Genomic DNA, 23,881 nt, shown 5'->3' with positions numbered 1-23,881 from the left:
GGGTCATCGATCATCCTCATCATCATGACACCACCGCCGGCCGTTGTCCGCGCGAGGCGTCGCGCGCCCGCAAGGGCGGTCCGGTCCCTGCCGTCCGCTGTGACGTAGGTCAAGGACGAACGGCCCTGAGCACGGCGTTCGTCCCCATCGAGTGTTGATGCGGCGGTCATCACGTCGAAACGTGAAGCCGACAGCATCAACGTCGGGCAGACTCGGAAGGCGGGTTTCGCCCCACCGACCCAACGGACCCGTTGCGGAGTGATCATGAGTACTGGCCAGCCGGCATCGACCATCGGACTCACCACGCTCTCCCGGACGGTCGCCTCGCTCGCCGTCGGCGTGGTGCACACCCTGGAGCGGGCGGTCGTCGGCGAGGAGCGGATGCGGACCGCCCGTGGCAACGCCTGGGAGGCGGTCTGCGCGGACCGGGCCCGCGCCGACCGTCGCGCCGAACTGCACCGCCTCGTCGAGGAACTCGCGGCCACCCGGGCCGCCGCCCGCGCCGACCAGCGGCAGCCGGTCAGCTGACCGTCGGGTCCTCGCCCCGGTCCAGCGCGTCCCACGCGTCGGTGGTGCCCCGCGTCGACGCCGCCGCGCCGGTGGCCTCCGGCCCACCGGAGGTGGTGCCGCCGCCACGGGACGGGCGCTCGTAGCGGGCGCCCATCGCCGGCCAGGTGGCCCCGCGCAGGGCCGTCCACCCCCCACCGACCGCCGCGAGCACGCCGCCGAGCAGACAGAGCGCCGGCCACTGCCGGCTGACCTCCCCGGCGAACGCGGCGGTCAGGGCGTACCCGCCACCCACCGCCACGGCCGCGCCGAGCACCAGGATCACCAGCCCGACCGCGCGGCGCAGCCCGCGCCGGGTGGCGAGCACGGCTCCCGCGCCGGCCAGCGCGACCACCGCCAGCGCGGGCAGCCAGGGCAGCAGGGCGGCCCCGGACCGCTCCTCCCGCAGCGCCGGCAGCGGCACCGGCCGAGGGGTCACCTCGACCGCCCAGGTCCGGGTCGCCGCCCAGACCGCCAGGCCCGCGCCGGCCAGGCAGAGCAGCACCGCGTACGTCAGTTCGCGCCGCCCGGCCCGCGTCGAGTTCCCGCCACCGGCCGACGGGTCGGTCGTACCGCTCATCGGGCTGGCCGGAGGGTCTCGGCGGCGGCGATGGCGGCGAGCACCGCGGCGGCCTTCGCCCGGGTCTCCCGATCCTCGGCGGCGGGATCAGAATCGGCCACCACTCCCGCGCCGGCCTGCACGTACGCCCAGCCGTCCCGGAGCAGCGCGGTACGGATCGCGATGGCCATGTCCAGGTCGCCACCGAAGCCGAAGTAACCGACCGTACCGCCGTAGAGGCCCCGGCGGACCGGCTCCAACCCCTCGATGATCTCCATCGCCCGGACCTTCGGCGCGCCGGAGAGGGTGCCGGCGGGGAAGGTCGCGGCGAGCGCGTCGAACGCGGTGGCGTCCTCCCGGAGGGTGCCGACCACGGTCGAGACGATGTGCATCACGTGGCTGTACCGCTCGATGGTGGCGAACTCGGGCACCTCGACCGTGCCCGGCCGGCACACCCGGCCCAGGTCGTTGCGGCCCAGGTCGACCAGCATGACGTGCTCGGCCCGTTCCTTCGGGTCGGCCAGCAGTTCGGTGGCGAGCCGGGCGTCGTGTTCCGGGTCGACGCCCCGGGGCCGGGTGCCGGCGATCGGGTGCAGCAGCGCGCGACGCTGGCCGTCGTCGGCGCCGGTGACCTTCAGGTGCGCCTCCGGCGAGGAGCCGACGATGTCGAAGTCGTCGAAGCGGAGCAGGTACATGTACGGGCTGGGGTTGGTGGTGCGCAAAACCCGGTAGACGTCCAGCGGGTCGGCGTCGGTGCGCCGTTCGAAGCGTTGCGCCAGCACGATCTGGAAGCACTCCCCGGCCCGGATCGCCTCCTTGGCCGCCTCCACCGCCTTCGGGTAGTTCCCCTCGGCCGTCCGGCAGGTCACCGTGCCGACCGGCGGACGGGCGACCGTGGAGATCATCGGCGCGTTCGGCCGGGAGAGCGCCGAGGTCATCGCGTCCAGGCGGCCGATCGCGTGGTGGTAGGCGGCGGTCACCTCGGCGGCGCGGTCGGGCTCGTCCGCGGGGGGCAGGACCGCGTTGGCGATGAGGATCGCCGAGCCCTCGTAGTGGTCGAGGACCACCAGGTCGGTGGCGAGCATCATGCCCAGTTCGGGCACCCCGAGGTCGTCCTCGGTGAGGCTGGGCAGCCGCTCGATCCGGCGGATCAGGTCGTACCCGAGGTAGCCGACCATGCCGCCGGTCAGCGGGGGCATGCCGCTGGTCGGGTCGAACGCCGGCCCGGCCAGCGCGGCCACCGTGTCGCGCAGCGCCCGGGCCGGGTCGCCCCCGGTGGGCAGGCCGGCGGGGGGCTGCCCGAGCCAGGTGGCCTCGCCGTTCCGCTCGACCAGGGTGGCGCTGCTGCGGACGCCGATGAAGCTGTACCGGGACCAGGCCAGACCGGCCGACCCGACACCCTGCTCCGCGGATTCGAGCAGGAAGGTGCCCGGGCCGCCGGCGAGCTTGCGGTAGACCCCGACCGGGGTCTCGCCGTCGGCCAGCAGCCGCCGGGTGACCGGGACGACCCGCCAGCGGGCCGCCAGTGCGGTGAAGGCGGCCAGGTCGGGGCTCACCACGCCGTCGGTCATGCCGCACCCGCCCCGGGGTCGGTGGTCGGCAGGTCGCCGGTGGGGCCGCCGAGGGGCGGCTCCCCGGGGCGGCCGGCCACGACCGGCAGGTCCTCGGAGAAGCAGCTGCGCCGGCCGGTGTGGCAGGCCGGGCCGACCTGGTCGACGGTGACCAGCAGCGCGTCACCGTCGCAGTCCAGGGCGACCGAGCGGACGTACTGGTGGTGGCCGGAGGTGGCGCCCTTGACCCAGTACTCCTGGCGACTGCGCGACCAGTAGGTGGCCCGCCCGGTGGTCAGGGTGCGGTGCAGCGCCTCGTCGTCCATCCAGGCGACCATCAGCACCTCGCCGGAGTCGTGCTGGCGGACCACGGCGGCGACCAGGCCGTCGGCGCCACGGCGCAGTCGGGCCGCGATGTCCGGGTCGAGCCGGGACGGACGGACCGGCTCGGTGGGAGCCGGGCGGTTCGGGCTGGCGGGTACGCCGGTCACCGGCGCGTCAGGTACAGGCACAGTCACCGATTGTCCCGCACGCGGCGTGGACGTCCCAGCCCCGTCCCGGTTCGGGGCACGCCGCCGGCCGGTGGGGCGTCCCGACGACCGTACGGCGGCTGATCGGAAACGGTCGACGGACGGCGCGCGGGGACGGGAGCATTGTGCCCGGCGGACAACTCATCTAGCGTTGAGTTCAACGGTTGATGAATTCTCGGGAGGGTGGCATGGAGAGTGCGATCACCCTGGACGGCCTCGTGGTCGACCGGGGCGGACGCCGGGTGCTGGACGGCGTGAGCTGCGCCGTGCCACGCGGCTCGGTGACCGGGCTGCTCGGCCCGAGCGGCAGCGGCAAGACCACCCTGATGCGTGCGGTGGTCGGGGTGCAGACGGTCAGCTCGGGGACGGTGACCGTGCTCGGCCGCCCGGCCGGGACACCGGCCCTGCGCCAGCGGGTCGGCTACCTCACCCAGGCGCCGAGCGTCTACGCCGACCTGACGGTCCGGGAGAACGTGCGGTACTTCGCCGCGGTGCACGGGCGCGACCGGGTCGACGCCGACCGCGCGACGGCCGAGGTCGGGCTCGCCGAGGCCGCCGGCCAACTGGTCGGGTCCCTCTCCGGTGGGCAACGCAGCCGGGTCTCCCTGGCCTGCGTCCTGGTCGGCCGACCGGAGCTGGTCGTGCTCGACGAGCCCACCGTCGGGCAGGACCCGGTGCTCCGGGCCGACCTCTGGGCCCGGTTCCACGAGATGGCCGCCACCGGCACCACCCTGCTGGTCTCCAGCCACGTGATGGACGAGGCCGCCCGCTGCGACCGGCTGCTGCTGATCCGGCAGGGCAGGTTGCTCGCCGACGACACCCCCGACGGGGTGCGTGCGGCGGCCGGCGTGCCGGACCTGGACGAGGCGTTCCTGCGCCTGATCCGGGCGACCGAGGCAGGTCACGCCGGACGGGAGGAGTCGTGAACCGCCGCATCGTGGCGGCCACCGCCGGGCGGGTGCTGCGCCAGCTCCGCCACGATCCCCGCACGATCGCCCTGCTGGTCGTGGTCCCCGGCGCGCTGCTCGCGCTGGTCCACTTCATGTACGCCGAACAGCCCACCCCGCCGGGGCAACCGTCCACCTTCGACCGGGTCGCCCTGGTCATGCTCGGGTTCTTCCCCTTCATGGTGATGTTCCTGGTGACCAGCATCGCGATGCTGCGTGAACGCACCACCGGCACCCTGGAACGGCTGCTCACCACCCCGCTGGGCAAGCTCGACCTGCTCCTCGGGTACGCCCTGGCGTTCGGGCTGGCCGCCACGGTGCAGGCGGTGGTCAGTGGCGCGGTGGCGTACGGGCTGCTCGACCTGGACACCGCCGGCAGTGGCGGGCTGGTCGTCGTCATCGCGGTGGTCACCGCCCTGCTCGGCATGGCGCTGGGGCTGCTGTGCAGCGCCTTCGCCCGCACCGAGTTCCAGGCCGTACAGTTCATGCCGGTCGTGGTGGCTCCCCAACTCCTGCTCTGCGGGCTCTTCGTCCCACGGGAGCAGATGGCCGGCTGGCTCCGGGCGGTCAGCGATGCGCTGCCCCTGTCGTACGCGGTCGAGGCGTTGCGGGAGGTCGGCGCGCACGCCGAGCCCACCGCGACGATGTGGCGGGACCTGGCGGTGGTGGCCGCGTCGGCGCTGCTGGCCCTGGTGCTCGCCGCGGCCACGCTGCGCCGACGCAGCGGTTGACGGCGGCGAGAGGCGGCGATGAGCGGACGGACCGGACGACGACCGGGCAACCCGGACACCCGGGAGGCGATCCTCGACGCGGCCCGGACGGCGTTCGCCGCGCGCGGGTTCGACGCGGCGTCGATTCGGGCGATCGCCGGCGCGGCCGGGGTGGACCCGGCCCTGGTCCACCACTACTTCGGCAGCAAGGACAAGCTCTTCCTGGCCGCGATGAACGCCCCGATCGACCCGGGACGGCTGCTGCCCGAGGTGCTCGACGGCGATCGGCAGGGGATCGGCGAACGACTGGTCCGGGCCTTCCTGGCGGTCTGGGACTCACCGGCCGGGATGGCCGGGGTGGCGCTGCTGCGCTCGGCGGTGACCACCGAGTGGACCGCCCGGCTGCTGCGGGAGTTCCTGGTCACCCAGGTGTTGCGCCGGGTTCTCCAGCACCTCGACGCCGACCCGGCCGAACGGCCGCTGCGGGGCGCGCTGGTCGCCGCCCAGATGAGCGGGCTGGTGCTGATGCGGTACGTCGTCCGGCTGGAACCACTGGCCTCCGCGCCGCCGGAAACCCTGGTCGCCGCGGTGGGCCCCGGCGTGCAGCGCTACCTGACCGGGCCGCTGGACGAGGTCTTCCCCCTGCCCGACTGACCCGGTCGGCCCCCTCCCGGCCCAGGTGTTTGCAGGGGACCCCTGCTCGGCAGAAAGCGGTAACAGGGGACCCCTGCTACCACCCGGGCCGCGGCCCACGGCGGGGGTCAGGCCGGAGGCAGGGCGGGGGTAGGGCGAGGGGCAGGGGCGGGGTCAGGCCGGTCGGGTCGCTGCCCTGTGCCGGCAGAGCACCGGGTGCAGCAGCCGGGCCAGGTCGGCGTGGTCGGCGACCGGTCGCGGGAACGACAACCGGGCCCGCTGCCGCGCGCCGGGCCCGCCCAGGGACACCACGAGGCCGTACCGGTCGACGCGGACGATCCGGGGCGACGCGCCGGCCCGGTCGCCGAGCCGGCCGAGCTGCCGGCGCAGGTAGGCGACGATCTGGTCGCCGTGGTGCTCGGCGAGGTCGGCCAGGAGCTCCCCCTCGACCGGGTGCAGCGGGTCCGGGTCGGCGGCGGCGTACTCGTCGCGCGGGACGCGCCGCACCTCTCCGGCGACGTCCAGGCGGGCCTCGGCCACCTCGAAGCGGTACAGCCGGAACCGGGTGCCGACGTCGAGCAGGTCACCGGTCGGCTCCACGGTGGCGAAGTCGACCGCGGCGTCGCGGGCGGTCGCCCCGTCCAGCGGGGCCGCCCATCCGGAGACCCAGGCCCGGCCCAGGGACGGCGCACCCGCCGCCGGGGGCAGGTCCAGCACGTCGAGCACCACCGCGGCGGCGTCCCGGGCCGCTCCGGCGGGGCGCAGCGCGGCGGCCAGGTCGCTGACCACCGGTACGAGCATCAGCACCCGCCCGTCGGGGTCGGTGACGTGCCGGACCTGGTACGGCCCCGGGCGGTGCGCCAGGTGCACCAGCCCGGGAAGGCGGCCGGCGACCAGGGTCCGGACCGTCTCGGCGCTGCTCGGTCGCATGACCGCCCCTTTCTGTAGGTTAGGCTAACCTAACCCAGGAGGTTAGAGCACCCGACCACCCGCGTCCAGCCGATCCGCCACCCGCCCGGTCACCGGGTCTGCTCCAGCCAGGAGGCGTAGAGCAGCCCGTACACCGAGTCCGGCTCCCGGATCAGCTCGTCGTGCGGGCCACGCTGCACCACCCGTCCCCGGTCCACCACGATCACCTCGTCGGCCGCCTGGGCGGTGGAGAGCCGGTGCGCGATGGCGAGCGTGGTCCGGCCCCGGGTCACCGCGTCCAGGGTCCGCTGGAGCCGCACCTCGGTGGCCGGGTCGACCGCGCTGGTCGCCTCGTCCAGCACCAGCAGGTCCGGGTCCGCGACGTACGCCCGGGCGAGCGCGACCAACTGCCGCTCCCCCACGCTCAGCGCCTCGCCGCGCTCCCCGACCGGGGTGTCCAGCCCGGACGGCAGCCCCTCCAGCCAGTCGACGAGCCCCAGCTCGGTGAAGGCCGCGACGATCTGCTCGTCGGTCAGCTCCGGCCGGGCGAAGCGGACGTTCTCCCCCACCGTCGCCTCGAAGAGGAAGCCGTCCTGCGGCACCATGACCACCCGGCTGCGCAGCGAGTCGAACCGCACCTGCTCCAGCGGCACGCCGGAGAGCAGCACGGTGCCGGTGGTCGGATCCATCAGCCGGGTGAGCAGCTTGGCGAAGGTGGTCTTGCCGCTGCCGGTCTCGCCGACCACCGCCACCCGGGTCTTCGCCGGAATCTCCAGGTCGATGTCGTGCAGCACCGGCGGCCCACCCGGGTACGCGAAGCCCACCTGCGCGAACCGGACGTCCAGCGGACCCGGCGGCAACTCGCGGCCCTGCTCCCCCGGGTCGGCCACGTCCGGGCTCAGGTCCAGCACGTCGAGCACCCGCCGCCAGCCGGCGATCGCGTTCTGCGCCTCGTTCAGCACCTCGGTGGCGATCTGCACGGGCTGGATGAACAGGGTCACCAGGAACAGGAACGCGGTGATCTGACCGACCGACAGCGTGCGGTCCGCGCCGAGGCTCACCCCGACCACGACCACGCCGGCCAGGGCGACACCGGCCGCCAGTTCCCCGACCGAACTGCCCAGGATGCTGAACCGGATGGCCCGCTGCTGGGCGAGCCGGTGGCCCTCGATCGCCTCGTCCAGCCGTCGGGCCGTCCGCCCGGCGATCCCGTACGCCCGGATGACCGGCGCGCCGACCACGCTCTCCGCGACCGTGCCGAGCAGCGCGCCCAGGCGCTGCCGGACCACCCCGTACGCGGCGCCGAGACGACGCTGGAGGGCCCGGATCACCAGCACGGCCGGCAGGAAGGCGGCGAAGACCACCAGGGTCAGCTGCCAGGAGTAGACGAACATGACGATGGTGGTGACCACGAGCTGACCGAGGTTGATCATGAGGATCACCCCGCCCCACTGGAGGAACTGGGTGATCTGGTCGACGTCGCTGGTCACCCGGGACACCAGGGAACCGCGCCGCTCGGACTGCTGGTGCAGCATCGACAGGTCGTGCACGTGCCGGAACGCCCGGGTCCGGACGTTGGCCAACGCCGTCTCGCTGACCGTGAACAGCCGGCGCATCATCAGGTAGCCACAGACCGTGGTCACCACCAGCGTCGCGGCGGTCAGCACGACCACCGTGCCGACCGTGCCGAGGTCGATCCCGCCGACCAGACCCCGGTCGATGCCCTGCTGCACCGCCACCGGCACGGCCACCCGGCCGACCATGAAGACCAGCGCCAGCCCCAGCGTGCCGGCCAGGCCAACCCGCAGTTCCGGGGAGAGCGCCAGGCCCCGGCGCATGGTGCGCCAGGCCGTCTCGGTCCGCTCCGGCGGCTGCCCCGACCCGCCCACCGGCTCCACCTTCTCCTCCACCACGACCGCGCTCACCGGGTCAGCCTCTCGTTCGCGACTGCGGGGCTCGCAAGCTCACTCCTCGCGCTCACCGGGTCAGCCTCTCGTTCGCGTCCATCTCCACGTCGAGGCCGGTGGTCACCGGGACCACCGGCGGATCCTGGTACGTACGGGCCTGCTCGCGTTCGGCCTCCGCCTGCTCGTAGGCGGTGACCAGGTCCACGTAGCCGGGCACGGTGGCGAGCAGTTCGGCGTGCGTGCCCCGGGCCACCACCCGGCCCTGCTCGACGTAGATGACCTCGTCGGCCAGGGCGATGGTGGCGCGCCGGTACGCCACCACCAGGATCGACGTGCCCGCGCCCGTCCCGTCGGTCGCCGAGGAGCGCAGCCCGGCCAGGATGGCCGCCTCGACCCGGGGGTCGACCGCGCTTGTCGCGTCGTCGAGCACCAGCAGCCGGGGGCGGCCAGCGAGCGCGCGGGCCAGCGTGAGGCGCTGCCGCTGCCCGCCGGAGAGCGAGGTGCCCCGCTCGCCGACCCGGGTGTCCAGCCCGTCGGGCAGGGCCGCGACGAACCCGTCCGCCTCGGCCAGCCGCAGCGCCGCCCAGACGTCGTCGTCGCTGATGCCCGGCCGGTCCAGGGCGATGTTCCCGCGTACCGTGTCGTCGAAGACGAACGGCACCTGGGCGACCAGCGCGACGTTGCCGGCCAGTGAGGCGCTGGTCAGCTCCCGCAGGTCGACCCCGTCGAGGGCCACGGTCCCCGTGTCCGGGTCGACCAGACGCGCCGCCAGGGAGACGATGGTGGACTTGCCGGCCCCGGTCGGACCGACCAGGGCGACGGTGCGCCCGGCGGGCACGGTGAAGGTGACCGCGCCGAGCACCTCGGCGCCGGGCAGGTGCGCCTCGGCCGGCTCGTACCGGAAGGAGACGTCGGCGAAGGCGAGCGTGGCCGGCCTGCCGTCGGCGGGGTCGAGGACCCCGTCCCCGTAGGCCATCTCGCCGGTGGCGCGGAGCACCTGCTGCACCCGGTCCCAGCCGGCGACGCTGCGTGGCAGCTCGGCGAGGACCCAGCCGATCGCCCGCACCGGTACGGCCAGCACGGTGAACAGGAACGCGACGCTGACCAGTTCGGCGACGGTGATCGCGTCCTGGCGCAGCCGGATCGCGCCGACCACCAGCACGGCGAGGGTGCCGATGCTGGGCAGGGTCTCCAGCAGCGGGTCGAACAGGCCGCGCAGCCGGCCGACGGCGATCAGCGCGTCGCGCAGTTCCGCCGCGCGGCTGGCGAACCGGCGGGTCTCCTGCGCCTCCCGGCCCATCGTCTTGACCACCAGCGCGCCGTCGAAGCTCTCGTGGGCGATGCCGCTGACCTCGGCCCGCAACTGCTGGGCGCGGGCCTGGCGGGGGGCCATCCGCCGGGAGTAGACCACGTTGAGCGTGAACAGGGCGGGGAAGACGGCCAACCCGACCAGGGCGAACGCCCAGTCGGTGGCGAAGAGCGCGACGATCGCCCCGGCCACCATCACCAGCGTGCCGACCGCGAAGGGCAGCGGCGCGATCGGGTACCAGGCGGCCTCCACGTCGGAGTTGGCGTTGGAGAGCAGGGTGCCGGTGGCGTGCCGCTGGTGCCAGGCCAGCGGTAGGTCCAGGTAGCGCCGGGTCACCCGGCGGCGGTAGGACGCCTGAAGGCGGTACTGCATGTAGCCGGCGCCGAGCCGACGCCCGAAGATGCCGACCACCCGCAGCAGGCTGATCCCGAAGAGGCCGGCGGCGGCCAGCGCCAGCACGCCGGTCTCCACCGAGCCACGGGCGATCGAGGGCACCACCACGTCCCCCACCACCGCGCCGATCACGTACGCGCTGCCGATCACCATCGCGCCGAACAGCACGCTGCCGGCGACCGCCACCGCGAAGATCCGTGGTTGTTCCCGAATGGCCCGCCCGAGGACCCGAAGGCCCCGGGCGAGCACGGCCGTACTCGTCCTGCTCGACACGCTCTACTTCCCCCGCCGTAAGCCGCAATTATCTCCCTCATCCTTACCGGTCGGGGTCCCGCGCGGCGACCCGGGTTCGGTTTTGTCCGCTCTGGCAGGAGTGGCGTGCCGTGCCACGACGGGCCGACCGGCGGGGCGCGGCCTACCATCGGGGAATGTCGCGGTACGCCCGATCGGAGCGCCAGGCGCTCGCCGACCTCATGCTGGCCCTCGGCCCCGACGCGCCGACCCTGAACGAGGGCTGGGTGGCCCGGGACCTCGCCGCCCACCTGGTGGTCCGGGAGCGCCGGCCGGACGCGGCGGGCGGGATCCTGCTGCCGCCGCTACGCGGGTACGCCGAACGGGTACGGCTCCGGGTCGCGGCGCTGCCCTGGGCCGAACTGGTGGCGCAGGTGCGCCGGCCGCCGGTGTGGAGCCCGCTGAGCAACCCGCTGACCGACGAACTGGTCAACACCATGGAGTTCTTCATCCACCACGAGGACGTCCGGCGGGCCACCCCCGGCTGGCAGCCGCGTGACCTGCCGGCCGGGCTGCACGCCGTGCTCTGGAAGCGAGCCGCCCCGCTGGCCCGCCTCGCCCTGCGCCGGTTCCCGGCGAGCCTGCTCGTCCAGGCCCCCGGGCACGGGGAGGTGCGCTGCGGGCGCGGCGGGGAGGCGGTCCGGCTGGTCGGCGCGCCCGGCGAGCTGACCCTCTTCCTGTCCGGCCGGCAGCGCGCGGCCCGGGTGCAGCTCGACGGGGCGACCGCGACCGTGGAGCGGCTGCGCACCGCCAAGCTGGGTCTCTGACCCGTCCCGGGCGGACCGGCGACGGTTCGCCGCGTCGCCGGGCAGGGACGCGGCGACCGCCGACCGGGGCGGGGGCGAACGGAAAGAACAAGTCCGATATCTTGCCCCCGCACGGATTTGTCGGTCCGCCCCGCCCGGGACGGTGTGGCAGGGGGTGGCATGCGGAGTTTCGCGCTTTCTACGCTACGGGAACCACCGTTCCCGGGCCGGTGCCACCGGCGGTCGCGCAGGTCGCGCGGGACAGCGCCGACTGGGCGGAACGGCTCGGCCTGACCGGGTCCGCCGAGAGTCGACGACGGCTGGCCGGGGCCGCCGCCGCCGACCTGGCCGGTCGGGCCTGCCCGGAGGCGTCGGTGGAGCGGCTCCGCCTGTTGACCGACCTGATCACCTGGCTCTTCGCGGTGGACGACGCCTGCGACGAAGACGGGCTGGGTGACACCCCGACCCGGTTGGCCCCCACCGTGGCGGGCCTGCTCGACGTCCTCGACCTGCGCGGCGACCCGGCGTCCCCGGCGCTCCTCGGCGCCGCCGGACCGCGCGGGACCGCGCTGCACGACCTGTGCCGGCGGGTCCGGGAGCACGCCCGCCCGGCGGTGCTGCTCGCCTTCACCGGGCAGGTGCGGGAGTACCTGCTGGCGCTGCTCTGGGAGGCGGCCAACCGGGAGCACCAGCGGGTGCCCGGCGTCGCCGAGTACGTACAGATGCGCCGGCACACCGGCGGGGTCCACCCGAGCTTCACCCTCACCGACCTGGCGTACGACGGACCGCCGCCGGACGAACGGACCGACCCGGCCCTGGCCGCCCTGGAGACCCTCGCCGCGGACCTGGTGTGCTGGTGCAACGACGTCTTCTCCTACCGCAAGGAGTACCGGCTGACCGGCGACGGGCACAACCTGGTCACCGCCATCGCCGGGGAGGAGCGGAGCCCCGAGCAGGCCGCCCTGCTGGCGGCGGCGGACCTGTTCAACCGGACGCTCACGGCGTACACGGAACGGGAGACCGCGCTGCTGCGCACCGCCGACCCGGCCACCCACCGGTTCGTGGCGGCCCGGCGGGGCTGGATCCGGGCCACCTGGGACTGGTCGCTCAACGCCGCCCGCTACACCTGACCACCCGGGGACACGGCAGCGCCGCAAGGGGCCGGGGCTAGCCGATGACCCGGGGTACGCAATACCCTTCGGTAACCGCAGACCCAGCGTGACCACGATCACGTCACCACCCCCTGAAGGCGGCTGCAGCGATGGCTCTCGATGTACCGTACCGTTCGATCCCGGACATGTTCCTCAAGCGCGTGGCGGCCACCCCCGACCGCCCCGCCTTCGCCCACCCCGCCCCCGACGACTCGGGACCGGTCTGGCTGACCTGGGAGCAGGTGGGACACCGGGCCAAGGCGGTCGCCGCCGGCCTGCACGGTCTCGGCATCGGGCTGGAGGACCGGGTGGCGATCCTGGCCAACACCCGGCTGGAGTGGGTGGTCGCCGACCTCGGCGTGATGTGCGCGGGCGGGGCGACCACCACGGTCTACCCGACCACCGAGCCGGACGACACCTGCTACATCGTCGCCGACTCCGGCTCGCGGGTGCTCTTCGCCGAGAACCCCACCCAGGCCGCCAAGGTCGCCGGCGCCGACCTGCCCGCGTTGACCCACGTGGTCCTCTTCGACGGCGCCGCCGACCCGGACGCGGCCGTCCCCCAGCTCACCCTCGCCGAACTGGAGGAGCGGGGAGCACGGGCGCTGGCCGCCGAGCCGGGCCTGGTCGACGGGATCGTCGCGCAGCTCGGACCCGACCACCTGGCCACGCTGATCTACACGTCGGGCACCACCGGCCGCCCGAAGGGCGTCGAGCTGCTGCACGGCGGCTGGTGCTGGGAGGGTGTGGCGCAGGCCGACGTCGGGCTGCTGCGCAGCGACGACCTTCAGTACCTCTGGCTCCCGCTGTCCCACTCGTTCGGCAAGACCCTGCTCTGCGGGGCGACCCACGTCGGCCTGCCGACCTACGTCGACGGCCGGGTGGACAAGCTGGTCGACATGCTCTCCGTGGTCCGCCCGACGCTGATGTGCGGCGCGCCCCGGGTCTTCGAGAAGGTCTACAACAAGTCCGTCACCACCGCGCGGGACGCCGGTGGCGCGAAGGCGAAGATCTTCGCCTGGGCGGTCCGGGTGGGCAAGGAGAAGGTCGCCCTGGAGCAGGCCGGCAAGCCGGTCCCGGGCGGGCTCCGGCTGCGCCACCGGCTGGCCGAGAAGCTGGTCTTCAGCAAGATCCAGGCCCGGCTCGGCGGCCGGATCCGGGTGCTGGTGTCCGGCTCCGCGCCGTTGAGCCCCGACATCGCCACCTTCTTCGCCGCGGCGAACCTGCCGATCTCCGAGGGGTACGGGCTGACCGAGAGCAGCGCCGGCAACTTCGTGAACCGGCCGGACGGGCTGCGGATCGGCACCGTCGGCCAGGCCATGGGCGACCTGGAGTGCCGGATCGACACCGACGGGGAGATCCTGCTCCGGGGCCGGCCGGTGATGCGCGGCTACCACAACCTGCCCGAGGAGACCGTCGCCGCGTTCACCGAGGACGGCTTCTTCCGCACCGGTGACATCGGCACCCTGGACGCCGACGGCTACCTGAAGATCACCGACCGGAAGAAGGACCTGGTCAAGACCTCCGGCGGCAAGTACGTGGCACCGTCGCTCATCGAGGGCATGTTCAAGGCGATCTGCCCGTACACCTCGCAGGCGATCGTGATCGGCCAGGCCCGCAACTTCTGCACGATGCTGGTCACGCTCGACCCGGACGCGATCAAGGGCTGGGCGGCGGGCGGTCCGTTGGAGGGCCGCGACTACACCGCGATCGTCACCTCGCCCCAGGCGAAGGAGATGGTCGAGGGGTACGTCGCGGAGCTGAACGGCAAGCTCAACCGCTGGGAAACCATCAAGAAGGTCACCATCCTGCCGCGCGACCTGACCATCGAGGACGGCGAGATCACCCCGTCGCTGAAGATCAAGCGGAAGGGCGTCGAGACCAACTTCGCCAGCGAGATCGAGAAGATGTACGACGGCGCGCTCGCCGAGATCTGACCCGCCCGGCCCCGGGACGGCCCCTGATCGCGGGGGCCGCCCGGGGCCGGCCCGGGATCGCCGGCCGTCGCCCGTCCGGTGGTGAGGTCAGGCGATGACGGAGGGCTCACGCCACTGCGGTCGGCCGGCCCGGTCCAGGTCGTACCGGACCGCGGCGATCCGGTGCACCGCGTCGACCAGGTCGGCGGCGGGCAGGGTGAACGGCAGCCGCAGGAAGCGCTCCAGCGTGCCGTCCAGCCCGAACCGGGGGCCGGGCGCGAGGCGTACCCCGACCTCCTCGGCGGCCCGGGCCAGGGCGCTGGAGACCGGCCCGTCCAGTTCCGCCCAGAGGGTCACCCCACCGCGCGGCACGGCGACCCGCCACTGGGGCAACCGTTCGGCCAGCGCGGCCAGCAGGGCGTCCCGTTGGCGGGCCAGTTGCTCCCGCCGGGTGGTCACGATCGTCGACGCCTCGGCGAGCAGGTGGACCGCGACGAGTTGGTCCAGCACCGGGCTGGACATGTCCACCCCGATCCGGGCGGCGGCGAGGCGCTGCACCTGCGGGGCGGAGGCGCGTACCCAGCCGATGCGCAGGCCACCCCAGTACGGTTTGCTCATCCCCCCGATGGTGACCACCCGCGAGTGCCGGTCGAAGGTGGCGGTGGGTGGGGGCAGCGGCGTGCCGTCCAGCGGCAGGTCGACGAAGGACTCGTCGATCACCAGGTCGGTGCCGGCCGCGTGGGCCGTGCCGACCAGCCGTTCGCGCAGCTCGACCGGCATGAGGTGGCCGGTCGGGTTCTGGAAGTCGGGGATCAGGTAGGCCAGCCGGGGCCGGGACTGGCGGATGCTGGCCAGCAGCAGGTCCGCGTCCCAGCCGGCGTCGACGGCGAGCCCGTGCGTGGCGATCCGGGCCCGTCGCGCGGCGAGCGCGGCCAGCGCGTTGGGGTAGGTCGGCGACTCCACGAGCACGCTGCTGGCCGGGGCGAGCGCCAGCCGCAGCACCAGGTCCAACGCGTGCTGGGTGCCGTTGGTGACCATGATCTGCTCGGGGCTGGTGGGCAGGCCGCGCTCGGCGTACGACCGGGCGATCGCCTCCCGCAGCTCGATGATCCCGGTCGGGTGGTAGCCGGCGCTGCCCAGATAACGGGGCAGGTCCTCGGTGGCGGCCCGGGTGGCCGGGATCAGCTCCGGCGGGGCGGCCAGCGCGGCGATGCCGAGGTCGATCATGTCCAGGTCGTCCTGCGGGGTCCACAGGCCGGAGCTGGCCACCCGGTGGCCGCCGGGGAGCGTGGTCCAGCTTCCCGCCCCGCGTCGACTGGTCAGGTGCCCGCTCTCGCGCAACTCCCGGTAGGCGGCGGTAACCGTGGTGCGGCTGATCCGCAGCGCCTCGGCCAGTTCCCGCTCGGCGGGCAGGCGTACCCCCAGCGGCAGCCGGCCGTCGGCGAGCAGACCCCGGATGGCGGCGGCGAGAGCGGCATAGTCCGGAGACCGGCGGCGGCCCGGCAGAGCATGCCACTGGCCGAGCAGTCGGGCCAGTTGCCCCCCGCGTACCTGGCTGGTCATGGCCACTCCCTCCCGATTGGCTCTCTCGCCCCGCCACAATTGGCCCCTAGGTTGGCATGCATGGCCCCGACTGGCAACCTCCGTGACCGTCTGCCCCGACGTCTGGTCCAGCTCTACGGCGGACTGGCGCTCTACGGCGTCAGCATGGCGTTCATGATCGAGTCCAGCCTCGGCCTCGACCCGTGGAACGTCCTCCACGAGGGCGTGGCCCGGCGTACCGGGCTCTCCTTCGGCACCGTCACCATCCTCGCCGGGGTCCTGGTGCTGCTGCTCTGGGTGCCGCTGCGGCAACGCCCCGGCCTCGGCACGGTGAGCAACGTCCTGGTCGTCGGCCTGGTGATCGACGCCAGCCTCGCGCTGCTGCCCGACGTGCGCCCGATCGCCGCCCGAGGGGCGCTGCTCGTCGCCGGTGTCCTGCTCAACGGTCTGGCCACCGCGCTCTACCTCGGCGCGCGGTTCGGTCCGGGGCCACGCGACGGGCTGATGACCGGGTACGTCGCCCGCCACCCGGGCCGGTCGGTCCGCCTGGTCCGCACGGTCATCGAGGTGACCGTGCTCGCGCTGGGTTGGTTGCTGGGCGGCACGGTCGGGGTCGGGACGGTCGCCTACGCGCTGGGCATCGGCCCGCTGACCCAGGCGTTCCTGCCGCTGGTCACCGTCGCCCCGGTCGACTCGCCGGCGCGACCGTTGGCCGAACCGGCCTGAGCTGGGCGTCCCGCGCGCGCGGCACCGGATGTTTTACTCCGGGCCACTCAGCCGGCATCATTTCCCCATGGGGGCTGAGGGATGGCGTTGGTCGGACGCCTGGATCTTCGTGGCACTGGTGATCGCCAGCGGCGCCGGACGGCACCGCCGGGCCCCGTCGAGCCGACGGCCGGAGGGGGTCCGCCTCACCGACGTGCTCTCCACCGCCGACCACCTCAACCAGGCGATTCCGCAGCGGGACGAGGTGGAGACGGCGGTGCGTCGCCTGGTCGGCGCGGGTCTGGTGAGCGTCACCGACGGCTGGTTCCGGATCACGCCCGACGGTGAGCAGCTCTGGCGCACCCGGCCACCGGCCGGACTCTCCACCGCCGTCGACACGGTGCAGACCGCGCTGAGTCGGCGGCACACGCCGGGGCACGCCGACTGGGCGCTGCCGGAGGAGGAGCACGCCGCCGCGGTCCACGAGTACGTCAAACGGTCGATTCCGAGCCCGCGCCGTTCGCCGGAGGGCGGCGGACCGGGCCGGGGCTGACCGCCGACCGAGCGGGTCGGTGCCGGTGAGCTGCCGGTATCCGGACCGGGAGGCGACCGACCCGGTCGCCTCGATCCGCGTGCCGACCCGGCGTCGCTGCTGGTGCTGTGTGCGTCGCCGGTTTCCCGCTGCCGTCGGGTGACGCGGAGGGCGGCGATACCGCCCGCCGGGGGCGTCAGGCCTCGGCGGGCACCCCCGCCGGGGCCGCCACGGCAGACGCGGCCACGGGAAGGCGGACCGGATGCCCGGCGGCACGCAGGGCGTCCTTGACGTCGCCGATGCTCAGCTCGCCGAAGTGGAAGACGCTGGCTGCGAGCACCGCGTCGGCACCCGCCGCCACGGCCGGCGGGAAGTGCGCCACCGCCCCGGCCCCACCGGAGGCGATCACCGGTACGTCGACGACCGCCCGCACCTCGCGGATCAGATCCAGGTCGAAGCCGGCCTTCGTGCCGTCGGCGTCCATCGAGTTGAGCAGGATCTCGCCCGCGCCAAGCCCGGCCACCCGGTGCGCCCATTCCACCGCGTCCAGGCCGGTGCCGCGCCGGCCGCCGTGGGTGGTCACCTCGAATCCGCTGCCGGTGGTGCCGGCCGGCGCCCGCCGCACGTCGAGGGAGAGCACGAGCACCTGCCGGCCGAACCGCTCGGCGATCTCGGCGATCAGCTCGGGGCGGGCGATGGCAGCGGTGTTCACGCCGACCTTGTCCGCGCCCGCCCGGAGCAGCACGTCCACGTCGGTCACGCGGCGAACGCCCCCGCCGACGGTGAGCGGGATGAAGACCGTCTCGGCGGTCCGGCGGACCACGTCGAGCATGGTGCCCCGTTCGTCGGAGGAGGCGGTCACGTCGAGGAAGGTCAGCTCGTCCGCGCCGGCCCGGTCGTACGCCGCGGCCAACTCGACCGGGTCGCCGGCGTCCCGCAGGTCGACGAAGTTGACGCCCTTGACCACGCGTCCGGCGTCCACGTCCAGACAGGGAATGACCCGTACCGCCACCGTCATGCCGCGAGCCTACCGCCCACCCGGGCACCCGCCCCTCGCCTCGGCCCGCGTCCCACGTCCACCGGCGTCCACCGGCATCCACCGGGCACGCACCGCGCGCCGGGCCGGGGTGCCTGCAGGGGACCCCTGCTCCGCAAAAAGCGGTAACAAGGGTCCCCTGCTACCACCCCAACCCACCCCCACCTCAGCCCACGCCGCCCCGCTCCAGCCGGCCGGGGTGGCGGACGTCACAGGCGGACGAGCATCTTGCCGAGGTTCTCGCCGCGCAGCAGGCCGAGGAAGGCCGCCGGGGCGTTCTCGATGCCGTCGACGACGGTCTCGTCGTGGTGCAGCCGGCCGTCGCGCAGCCAGCCGGACACCTCCCGCACGAACTGCTCGCGCAGGTGGCCGTAGGAGTTGACCAGGAACCCGCGCAGGGTGAGCTGCTTGCCGATCACCAGGGCCAGGTTGCGCGGGGCGGCCGGCGGCTCGGTGGCGTTGTACTGGGCGATCATGCCGCAGATCGCCGCCCGGCCATGGGGACGCAGCGCGCCGATCGCCGCCTCCAGATGGTCACCGCCGACGTTGTCGAAGTACACGTCGATCCCGTCGGGCGCGGCGGCGCGGAGCTGGTCGCGTACCGGGCCGTCGTGGTAGTCGAAGGCGGCGTCGAAGCCGAGCGCGCGCAGGCGCTCGACCTTGGCGGGCGAGCCGGCGCTGCCGACCACCCGCGCCGCGCCGCGCAGCTTCGCGATCTGCCCGACCAGGCTGCCTACGGCGCCGGCGGCGGCGGAGACGAAGACCGTCTCGCCCTCGCGCATGCCGGCGACCTCCAGCAGGCCGGCGTACGCGGTCAGCCCGGTCATCCCGAGCACGCTCAGGTACGCGTTCACCGGCGCGAGCGTCAGGTCGACCGGACGGGCGGAGCCGGCGTCGACCAGGGCGTACTCCCGCCAACCGAGGCCGTGCAGCACCACATCACCGGGGGCGAATCCCTCGGCCCGGCTCTGCACCACCTCGCCGACCGCGCCGCCGTCGAGCGGGGCGTCGAGCCGGAACGGCGGGACGTAGGACTTCACGTCGTTCATCCGCCCGCGCATGTACGGGTCGACCGACATGACCAGATTGCGTACCACGAGCTGACCGTCACCGGCAGTGGGGACGGACGTCTCGACCAGACGGAAGTTCTCCGGGGTGGGCCAGCCGTCCGGCCGGGACGCGAGGTGGATCTCCCGGTTGGTCGTCATGCCGCGTCCCGGACGGTCAGCGTGGTCTCGATGTTGCCCCGGGTGGCGTTGGAGTACGGGCACACCTGGTGGGCGTGGGCGACGAGTTCCTCGGCGGCGGAGCGCGGCACCGACGGCAGGTCGACCAGCAGGGCGACGGTGAGGGTGAAGCCGCCGTCGCCGTTCGGGGCGATGCCGACCTCGGCGTCCACGACCGAGCCGCTGACGTCGGCCCGGGCCTTCCGGGCGACCAGGCGCAGCGCCGAGTGGAAGCAGGCGGCGTACCCGGCCGCGAAGAGCTGCTCGGGGTTGGCCGCGCCGCCGGCGCCACCCATCTCCTTCGGGACGGCCAGGTCGAGGTCGACCGTGCCGTCCGAGGTGCGGACGTGGCCGTCCCGGCCGTCGCCGGTGGCGTGGGCGGCGGCGGTGTAGAGCACCTGCATGGTGGTCACTTCCCCTTCTGTCGGTGGATGGTCTCGGTCACCCGGGTGAGGGTGTCGCGGAGCGCGACCAGCTCGTCGAGGGTGAGACCGGTGGAGGCGGCGACCCGGTGCGGCACGTCGCAGGCCGGCTCCCGCAGCGCGCGGCCGGCGTCGGTCAGCTCGATCTCCACCCGCCGTTCGTCACGGGCCGCCCGGCGGCGGACCACCAGCCCGGCCCCCTCCAGCCGTTTGAGCAGCGGGGAGAGGGTGCCGGAGTCGAGCCGCAGCTCGGCGCCGAGTTCGGAGACGGTCGGGGCGGCGTCGCCGCGTTCCCAGAGCACCAGCAGCACCAGGTACTGCGGGTAGGTCAGCCCCAGCCGGTCGAGGATCGGCCGGTAGACGTCGGTGACCGCCCGGGAGGCGGTGTAGAGCGCGAAGCACACCTGCCGGCGCAGAACCAGGTCGTCGTCCACCCGAAAAAGGTAGCCCGCAATTCGATTGCGCACAACTTGATTGGCCGGGCGGTACCCGACCCGGCGCGTGCCGGGCCGGGTACCGGGTCAGGCGTCGGCGAGCACCCGCAGCGCCTCGGCCACGGTGAACGCGCCGGCGTACAGCGCCTTGCCGGCGATGACCCCCTCCACCCCGACCGACTCCAGGGTGGCCAGGGCGCGCAGGTCGTCCAGCGTGGAGACGCCACCGGAGGCGATCACCGGGGCGTCGGTACGGGCGCAGACCTCGCGCAGCAGGTCCAGGTTCGGCCCACGCATGGTGCCGTCCTTGGTGATGTCGGTCACCACGTACCGGGACGCGCCGGCCTTGTCCAGCCGCTCCAGCACCTCGTACAGGTCACCGCCGTCGCGGGTCCAGCCCCGGGCGGCCAGGGTACGGCCCCGCACGTCCAGCCCGATCGCCACCCGGTCGCCGTACTCGCCGCAGATCCGGTCGCACCACTCGGGATCCTCCAGCGCGGCGGTGCCGATGTTCACCCGGGCCGCCCCGGTGGCCAGCGCGGCGCGCAGCGAGGCGTCGTCGCGGATCCCGCCGGAGAGTTCCACCTTGACGTCCAGCCGACGCACCACCTCGGCGAGGAGCCCGGCGTTCGACCCCCGGCCGAAGGCCGCGTCGAGGTCCACCAGGTGGATCCACTCCGCGCCGTCGTGCTGCCAGGCCAGCGCCGCCTCCAGCGGGTCGCCGTAGGTGGTCTCGCTACCGGCGGCGCCCTGCACGAGACGGACGGCCTGCCCGTCGGCGACGTCCACGGCGGGCAGCAGGGTCAGACTCAACGTGTTCTCCTTGTCAGGTACGACGGTCCAGGGCGATCACCACGACCGCCGGGAGTACGAGCAGTAGTAGCACCATCAGCAGCACCCGCAGCGCGGGATCGGGCACCAGCGTCCAGATCGACGCCAGCACGGCCAGCGTCAGCACGACGATGCCGGCGCGCTCGGCCCGGCTCCGGCGGGCCAGGAGGCGGCCGGTCCGCCGCCGCTGCCCGCGTGGCCGCAACCCGCGCAGCACGGCCCGGCGGCGTTCCCTTCGGGCCACCTTCCGGGCCCGGGCGGCCTTCTCCCGCTCGCGTTCGGCCTCCCGGACGGCCCGCAGTCGGGCCCGTTCCTTGCTCACCGCCCCGCCCACCCGCCCGGCGTGCCGGTGCCGCCCGGTGCGCCCACGCGGCTGCCGGTCACAGCGTGGCCAGCCAGTTGCGCAGCAGCAGCGCGCCGGTGTCGGCCGACTTCTCCGGGTGGAACTGGGCCGCCGAGAGCGCGCCCCGCTCCACGGCGGCGACGAAGTCCTGCCCGTGGTGGCTGGTGGTCACCACGGCGCCGGCGGCGGTCAGCGCCGCCACGTCGGCGACGGCGTACGAGTGGACGAAGTAGAACCGTCCCTCCTCGGGCAGCCCGGCGAAGAGCGTCGAGTCGGCTGGCGGGCGCAGCGTGTTCCAGCCCATGTGCGGCAACCGGGTGGCGGCCAGCCGGGTCACCCCGCCCGGCAGCAGGCCCAGCCCCCTGGTCACCACCCCGTGCTCCTCGCCGTGCGAGAAGAGCACCTGCATGCCGACGCAGATGCCGAGCACCGGCCGCCCGGCGGCGACCCGATCGGCGATCACCGGGCCGGCGCCGAGCGCCTCGATCCCGGCCATGCAGGCGGCGAAGGCCCCGACGCCCGGCACCACCAGTCCGTCCGCGGCGGCCGCGGCGGCCAGGTCGTCGGTGACCGTCACGTCGGCCCCGGCCCGTTGCAACGCCCGCTCGGCGGACCGCAGGTTGCCCGACCCGTAGTCGAGCACCACGACGCGGGTCACGACGTCACCTCCGGGAGCAGCCAGAGCACGCCCCCGGCGGTGGCGAGCAGGGCGAGCAGGCCGGTCACCACGACCACGCCCCGGGAGGCCCCCTGCCGGTGCAGGGACACCACCCCGCCGACCAGGAGGCCGGCGAGGATCAACAGCAGTGAGGGCAGCACCGCGCCCATCAGCGGCGCCCCGTCCCGGCGGTCACCGCGCCCCCTCGATACCCGGAGGCCACCGCGCCACCTTGCTGCCCGGCGGTCACAGCGCCACCTTGCTGCCCGGCGGTCACAGCGCCCCCTTGGTGCTCGGCACCACGCCGGCCGAACGCGGATCGATCGCGGTGGCCTCCCGCAGCGCCCGGGAGACCGCCTTGAACTGCGCCTCCACCACATGGTGCGCGTCCGGGTGGCCACCGGGACGGGCCGCCCGGAGCACGTCCACGTGCAGGGTGATCCGGGCGGCCTGCCCGAACGACTCCCAGATGTGCCGGGTCATGCTGGTCGGGTAGACCGGCCCGATGTACGGGGTGAGCAGCGGCTCGTCGTGCACCACGTACGGCCGCCCGGAGAGGTCGACCGCGGCGCGGACCAGCACCTCGTCCATCGGGACGGTCGCCGAACCGTACCGCCGGATGCCGGCCTTGTCCCCCAGCGCCTGGTCGAACGCGCTGCCCAGGGCGAGCGCGGTGTCCTCCATGGTGTGGTGGGCGTCGATCTCCAGGTCGCCGACCGTCCGGACGGTGAGGTCGAAGCCGCCGTGCCGGGCGATCTGGTGCAGCATGTGGTCGTAGAAGCCGACGCCGGTGCTGATCTCCGCCGCGCCGGTGCCGTCGAGGTCGATCTCGACGAGCACCCTGGTCTCCTTGGTGGTCCGCTCCACCCGGGCGGTCCGGCTCATGCTGGATAACCTTTCGTTCGCGACTGCGGGGCTCGGCACGTCGTCCTCACCCGATGTCCTCCATCGCGGCCAGGAAGGCGTCGGTCTCGGCCGGGGTTCCGGCGGTGACCCGCAGCCAGCCGGCCAGGCCGACGTCGCGCACCAGCACCCCCCGGTCGAGCAACGCCCGCCACGCCACGGACTGGTCCCCGCCGACCTCGAACAGCACGAAGTTCGCGTCGCTGTCGGCGACCCGCAGCCCCCGATCGCGCAGCGTCGCGACGATCCGGTCCCGCTGGGCCATGATCGCCGCCACGGTGCCGAGCAGGGCGTCCCGGTGGGCCAGCGCCGCGCGGGCGGCGGCCTGGGTCAGCGCGGAGAGATGATACGGCAGCCGCACCAACTGCACCGCCGCCACCACGGCCGGGTCGGCGGCCAGGTAGCCGAGACGTCCGCCAGCGAACCCGAACGCCTTGCTCATCGTCCGGGTCACCACCAGGCGCGGGTGGCCGGGGAGGACGGCGAGCGCGCTGACCGTGCCCGGTCGGGCGAACTCGGCGTACGCCTCGTCGACCACCACCATGCCGGGTGCGACGTCCAGGACGGCGGCCACCACCTCCGGATCGAGCGCGGTGCCGGTCGGGTTGTTCGGCGAGCAGAGGAAGACCACGTCCGGGCGGTGCTCACGGACCTGGGCCACCGCGTCGTCCACGGTCAGCCCGAAGTCCGCGCCGCGCCGGGCCGGCTGCCAGGCGGTGCCGGTGCCCAGCGCCAGCAGCGGGTGCATGGAGTACGCGGGGGTGAAGCCCAGCGCCAGCCGCCCCGGACCGCCGAAGGCCTGGAGCAGTTGCTGCTGGATCTCGTTGGAGCCGTTGGCCGCCCAGACCCCGTCGACGGTGAGCCCGTGGCCCAGGTAGCCGGCCAGGTCGGCACGGAGCGCCACCGCGTCCCGGTCCGGGTAGCGGTTCAGGTCCCGCAGTTCGGCCGCGAGTGCCTTGCCGATCGCCTCGACCACCGGCTCGGGCACCGGGTAGGAGTTCTCGTTGGTGTTCAGCCGCACCGCCACGTCGAGCTGCGGCGCGCCGTACGGGCTCAGGCCCCGCAGGTCGTCGCGGATCGGCAGGTCGTCCAGGCTGACCGGGGTCGGCGCGTCGGCCGGCGCGGCGCCGACCGGCAGGTCGTCGGGGGCGG

26 protein-coding genes are annotated in these 23,881 nt (G+C 74.2%); 9 read left to right on the top strand and 17 right to left on the bottom strand.

What is annotated here, in order from left to right; genetic code table 11:
* The first annotated feature begins 264 nt into the window (after positions 1-264).
* Complete coding sequence (locus tag GA0070618_RS19645) at positions 265-528, top strand: hypothetical protein (protein WP_088985679.1); 264 nt, start codon at positions 265-267, stop codon at positions 526-528.
* Here GA0070618_RS19645 and GA0070618_RS19640 read toward each other — a convergent pair.
* Genes GA0070618_RS19640 through hisI form a run of 3 tightly spaced genes read right to left on the bottom strand, consistent with a single transcriptional unit; the run spans position 521 to position 3,167 of the window.
* Positions 521-1,126, bottom strand: coding sequence for a Trp biosynthesis-associated membrane protein (locus GA0070618_RS19640; protein ID WP_088982935.1), 606 nt, complete (start codon positions 1,124-1,126; stop codon positions 521-523). The genes GA0070618_RS19645 and GA0070618_RS19640 overlap by 8 nt on opposite strands.
* Positions 1,123-2,676, bottom strand: coding sequence for an anthranilate synthase component I (locus tag GA0070618_RS19635; protein WP_088982934.1), 1,554 nt, complete (start codon positions 2,674-2,676; stop codon positions 1,123-1,125). The genes GA0070618_RS19640 and GA0070618_RS19635 overlap by 4 nt, the downstream gene beginning before the upstream one ends.
* Positions 2,673-3,167, bottom strand: a complete 495-nt coding sequence (gene hisI, locus GA0070618_RS19630) for a phosphoribosyl-AMP cyclohydrolase (RefSeq protein ID WP_172900310.1) — start codon at positions 3,165-3,167, stop codon at positions 2,673-2,675. The genes GA0070618_RS19635 and hisI overlap by 4 nt, the downstream gene beginning before the upstream one ends.
* 206 nt (positions 3,168-3,373) lie before the next feature.
* Here hisI and GA0070618_RS19625 point away from each other — a divergent pair, with 206 nt between their 5' ends.
* From GA0070618_RS19625 to GA0070618_RS19615, 3 genes are read left to right on the top strand one after another with little or no spacing between them, the layout of a single operon-like run.
* Positions 3,374-4,111 carry an ABC transporter ATP-binding protein gene (locus GA0070618_RS19625; protein ID WP_088982932.1) on the top strand — a complete coding sequence of 246 codons (738 nt, stop codon included), beginning with the start codon at positions 3,374-3,376 and terminating at the stop codon, positions 4,109-4,111.
* On the top strand, positions 4,108-4,863 hold the full coding sequence (locus tag GA0070618_RS19620; RefSeq protein WP_088982931.1) for an ABC transporter permease: 756 nt from the start codon (positions 4,108-4,110) through the stop codon (positions 4,861-4,863). Before GA0070618_RS19625 ends, GA0070618_RS19620 begins: the two co-directional genes overlap by 4 nt.
* 18 nt (positions 4,864-4,881) lie before the next feature.
* Positions 4,882-5,496, top strand: a complete 615-nt coding sequence (locus GA0070618_RS19615; protein ID WP_088982930.1) for a TetR/AcrR family transcriptional regulator — start codon at positions 4,882-4,884, stop codon at positions 5,494-5,496.
* A gap of 153 nt (positions 5,497-5,649) precedes the next feature.
* On the opposite strand, the gene GA0070618_RS19610 is transcribed toward GA0070618_RS19615, so the two are convergent.
* From GA0070618_RS19610 to GA0070618_RS19600, 3 genes are all read right to left on the bottom strand, one after another.
* Positions 5,650-6,405 carry a DUF2470 domain-containing protein gene (locus GA0070618_RS19610; protein ID WP_088982929.1) on the bottom strand — a complete coding sequence of 252 codons (756 nt, stop codon included), beginning with the start codon at positions 6,403-6,405 and terminating at the stop codon, positions 5,650-5,652.
* An 89-nt stretch (positions 6,406-6,494) separates the two neighbouring features.
* Positions 6,495-8,222, bottom strand: coding sequence for an ABC transporter ATP-binding protein (locus tag GA0070618_RS19605; RefSeq protein WP_088985678.1), 1,728 nt, complete (start codon positions 8,220-8,222; stop codon positions 6,495-6,497).
* Between the two features lie 139 nt (positions 8,223-8,361).
* Positions 8,362-10,266 carry an ABC transporter ATP-binding protein gene (locus GA0070618_RS19600; RefSeq protein WP_088982928.1) on the bottom strand — a complete coding sequence of 635 codons (1,905 nt, stop codon included), beginning with the start codon at positions 10,264-10,266 and terminating at the stop codon, positions 8,362-8,364.
* A gap of 155 nt (positions 10,267-10,421) precedes the next feature.
* On the opposite strand from GA0070618_RS19600, the gene GA0070618_RS19595 reads away from it, so the two are divergent.
* The 3 genes from GA0070618_RS19595 to GA0070618_RS19585 all read left to right on the top strand — a co-directional run bounded on the left by GA0070618_RS19595 (position 10,422) and on the right by GA0070618_RS19585 (position 14,118).
* On the top strand, positions 10,422-11,051 hold the full coding sequence (locus GA0070618_RS19595; RefSeq protein ID WP_088982927.1) for a TIGR03085 family metal-binding protein: 630 nt from the start codon (positions 10,422-10,424) through the stop codon (positions 11,049-11,051).
* 209 nt (positions 11,052-11,260) lie between these two features.
* On the top strand, positions 11,261-12,160 hold the full coding sequence (locus GA0070618_RS19590; protein ID WP_231931374.1) for a terpene synthase family protein: 900 nt from the start codon (positions 11,261-11,263) through the stop codon (positions 12,158-12,160).
* 131 nt (positions 12,161-12,291) lie between these two features.
* Positions 12,292-14,118: an AMP-dependent synthetase/ligase gene (locus GA0070618_RS19585; protein WP_088982926.1), complete on the top strand. Its 1,827-nt coding sequence runs from the start codon at positions 12,292-12,294 to the stop codon at positions 14,116-14,118.
* 87 nt (positions 14,119-14,205) lie between these two features.
* Here the strand turns inward: GA0070618_RS19585 and yczR are convergent, their stop codons facing one another.
* Positions 14,206-15,660, bottom strand: a complete 1,455-nt coding sequence (yczR, locus tag GA0070618_RS19580) for a MocR-like transcription factor YczR (protein WP_088982925.1) — start codon at positions 15,658-15,660, stop codon at positions 14,206-14,208.
* A gap of 60 nt (positions 15,661-15,720) precedes the next feature.
* Between yczR and yczE the strand changes: the two genes are divergently transcribed.
* Together yczE and GA0070618_RS19570 are read left to right on the top strand one after the other, a co-directional pair.
* Positions 15,721-16,365, top strand: coding sequence for a membrane protein YczE (gene yczE / locus GA0070618_RS19575; RefSeq protein WP_088982924.1), 645 nt, complete (start codon positions 15,721-15,723; stop codon positions 16,363-16,365).
* 67 nt (positions 16,366-16,432) lie between these two features.
* A complete protein-coding gene (locus tag GA0070618_RS19570; protein ID WP_088982923.1) occupies positions 16,433-16,897 on the top strand; it encodes a hypothetical protein in 465 nt (154 codons plus the stop codon).
* Positions 16,898-17,072: 175 nt separating this feature from the next.
* Here GA0070618_RS19570 and hisF read toward each other — a convergent pair whose 3' ends face one another.
* From hisF to GA0070618_RS19525, 10 genes are all read right to left on the bottom strand, one after another.
* Positions 17,073-17,894: an imidazole glycerol phosphate synthase subunit HisF gene (gene hisF, locus GA0070618_RS19565; protein WP_088982922.1), complete on the bottom strand. Its 822-nt coding sequence runs from the start codon at positions 17,892-17,894 to the stop codon at positions 17,073-17,075.
* A gap of 227 nt (positions 17,895-18,121) precedes the next feature.
* Entirely contained in the window at positions 18,122-19,120 is a 999-nt protein-coding gene (locus GA0070618_RS19560) for an NADP-dependent oxidoreductase (protein WP_088982921.1), read from the bottom strand.
* A complete protein-coding gene (locus GA0070618_RS19555; RefSeq protein ID WP_088985677.1) occupies positions 19,117-19,542 on the bottom strand; it encodes an organic hydroperoxide resistance protein in 426 nt (141 codons plus the stop codon). The genes GA0070618_RS19560 and GA0070618_RS19555 overlap by 4 nt, the downstream gene beginning before the upstream one ends.
* Positions 19,543-19,547: 5 nt before the next feature.
* The gene (locus tag GA0070618_RS19550; protein WP_088982920.1) at positions 19,548-19,994 is read right to left on the bottom strand and encodes a MarR family winged helix-turn-helix transcriptional regulator; all 447 of its coding nucleotides are present in this window, start codon (positions 19,992-19,994) and stop codon (positions 19,548-19,550) included.
* Between the two features lie 87 nt (positions 19,995-20,081).
* Entirely contained in the window at positions 20,082-20,807 is a 726-nt protein-coding gene (gene priA, locus GA0070618_RS19545; protein WP_088982919.1) for a bifunctional 1-(5-phosphoribosyl)-5-((5-phosphoribosylamino)methylideneamino)imidazole-4-carboxamide isomerase/phosphoribosylanthranilate isomerase PriA, read from the bottom strand.
* A 13-nt stretch (positions 20,808-20,820) separates the two neighbouring features.
* The gene (locus GA0070618_RS19540) at positions 20,821-21,147 is read right to left on the bottom strand and encodes a hypothetical protein (RefSeq protein ID WP_088985676.1); all 327 of its coding nucleotides are present in this window, start codon (positions 21,145-21,147) and stop codon (positions 20,821-20,823) included.
* A 58-nt stretch (positions 21,148-21,205) separates the two neighbouring features.
* Positions 21,206-21,826, bottom strand: coding sequence for an imidazole glycerol phosphate synthase subunit HisH (gene hisH / locus GA0070618_RS19535; protein ID WP_088982918.1), 621 nt, complete (start codon positions 21,824-21,826; stop codon positions 21,206-21,208).
* On the bottom strand, positions 21,823-21,996 hold the full coding sequence (locus tag GA0070618_RS34060; protein WP_170107778.1) for a hypothetical protein: 174 nt from the start codon (positions 21,994-21,996) through the stop codon (positions 21,823-21,825). The genes hisH and GA0070618_RS34060 overlap by 4 nt, the downstream gene beginning before the upstream one ends.
* 103 nt (positions 21,997-22,099) lie before the next feature.
* Entirely contained in the window at positions 22,100-22,711 is a 612-nt protein-coding gene (gene hisB / locus GA0070618_RS19530) for an imidazoleglycerol-phosphate dehydratase HisB (RefSeq protein WP_088982917.1), read from the bottom strand.
* A 46-nt stretch (positions 22,712-22,757) separates the two neighbouring features.
* Positions 22,758-23,867, bottom strand: a complete 1,110-nt coding sequence (locus GA0070618_RS19525) for a histidinol-phosphate transaminase (protein WP_088985675.1) — start codon at positions 23,865-23,867, stop codon at positions 22,758-22,760.
* Between the last annotated feature and the right edge of the window lie 14 nt (positions 23,868-23,881).

Source organism: Micromonospora echinospora, assembly GCF_900091495.1.
GTDB classification, from domain to species: Bacteria; Actinomycetota; Actinomycetes; order Mycobacteriales; family Micromonosporaceae; genus Micromonospora; species Micromonospora echinospora.
Note: the sequence above shows the minus strand (reverse complement) of the source record. Positions and strands in the feature narration are given on the sequence as shown.

Bases quoted from the DNA above. Each gene is read 5' to 3' on its own strand.
- GA0070618_RS19645 (WP_088985679.1), top strand. From the start codon at position 265: ATGAGTACTGGCCAGCCGGCATCGACCATCGGACTCACCACGCTCTCC.
- GA0070618_RS19640 (WP_088982935.1), bottom strand. From the start codon at position 1,126: ATGAGCGGTACGACCGACCCGTCGGCCGGTGGCGGGAACTCGACGCGG.
- GA0070618_RS19635 (WP_088982934.1), bottom strand. From the start codon at position 2,676: ATGACCGACGGCGTGGTGAGCCCCGACCTGGCCGCCTTCACCGCACTG.
- GA0070618_RS19625 (WP_088982932.1), top strand. From the start codon at position 3,374: ATGGAGAGTGCGATCACCCTGGACGGCCTCGTGGTCGACCGGGGCGGA.
- GA0070618_RS19615 (WP_088982930.1), top strand. From the start codon at position 4,882: ATGAGCGGACGGACCGGACGACGACCGGGCAACCCGGACACCCGGGAG.
- GA0070618_RS19610 (WP_088982929.1), bottom strand. From the start codon at position 6,405: ATGCGACCGAGCAGCGCCGAGACGGTCCGGACCCTGGTCGCCGGCCGC.
- GA0070618_RS19605 (WP_088985678.1), bottom strand. From the start codon at position 8,222: ATGCGCCGGGGCCTGGCGCTCTCCCCGGAACTGCGGGTTGGCCTGGCC.
- GA0070618_RS19595 (WP_088982927.1), top strand. From the start codon at position 10,422: ATGTCGCGGTACGCCCGATCGGAGCGCCAGGCGCTCGCCGACCTCATG.
- GA0070618_RS19585 (WP_088982926.1), top strand. From the start codon at position 12,292: ATGGCTCTCGATGTACCGTACCGTTCGATCCCGGACATGTTCCTCAAG.
- yczR (WP_088982925.1), bottom strand. From the start codon at position 15,660: ATGACCAGCCAGGTACGCGGGGGGCAACTGGCCCGACTGCTCGGCCAG.
- yczE (WP_088982924.1), top strand. From the start codon at position 15,721: ATGGCCCCGACTGGCAACCTCCGTGACCGTCTGCCCCGACGTCTGGTC.
- GA0070618_RS19570 (WP_088982923.1), top strand. From the start codon at position 16,433: ATGGGGGCTGAGGGATGGCGTTGGTCGGACGCCTGGATCTTCGTGGCA.
- hisF (WP_088982922.1), bottom strand. From the start codon at position 17,894: ATGACGGTGGCGGTACGGGTCATTCCCTGTCTGGACGTGGACGCCGGA.
- GA0070618_RS19560 (WP_088982921.1), bottom strand. From the start codon at position 19,120: ATGACGACCAACCGGGAGATCCACCTCGCGTCCCGGCCGGACGGCTGG.
- GA0070618_RS19555 (WP_088985677.1), bottom strand. From the start codon at position 19,542: ATGCAGGTGCTCTACACCGCCGCCGCCCACGCCACCGGCGACGGCCGG.
- GA0070618_RS34060 (WP_170107778.1), bottom strand. From the start codon at position 21,996: ATGGGCGCGGTGCTGCCCTCACTGCTGTTGATCCTCGCCGGCCTCCTG.
- hisB (WP_088982917.1), bottom strand. From the start codon at position 22,711: ATGAGCCGGACCGCCCGGGTGGAGCGGACCACCAAGGAGACCAGGGTG.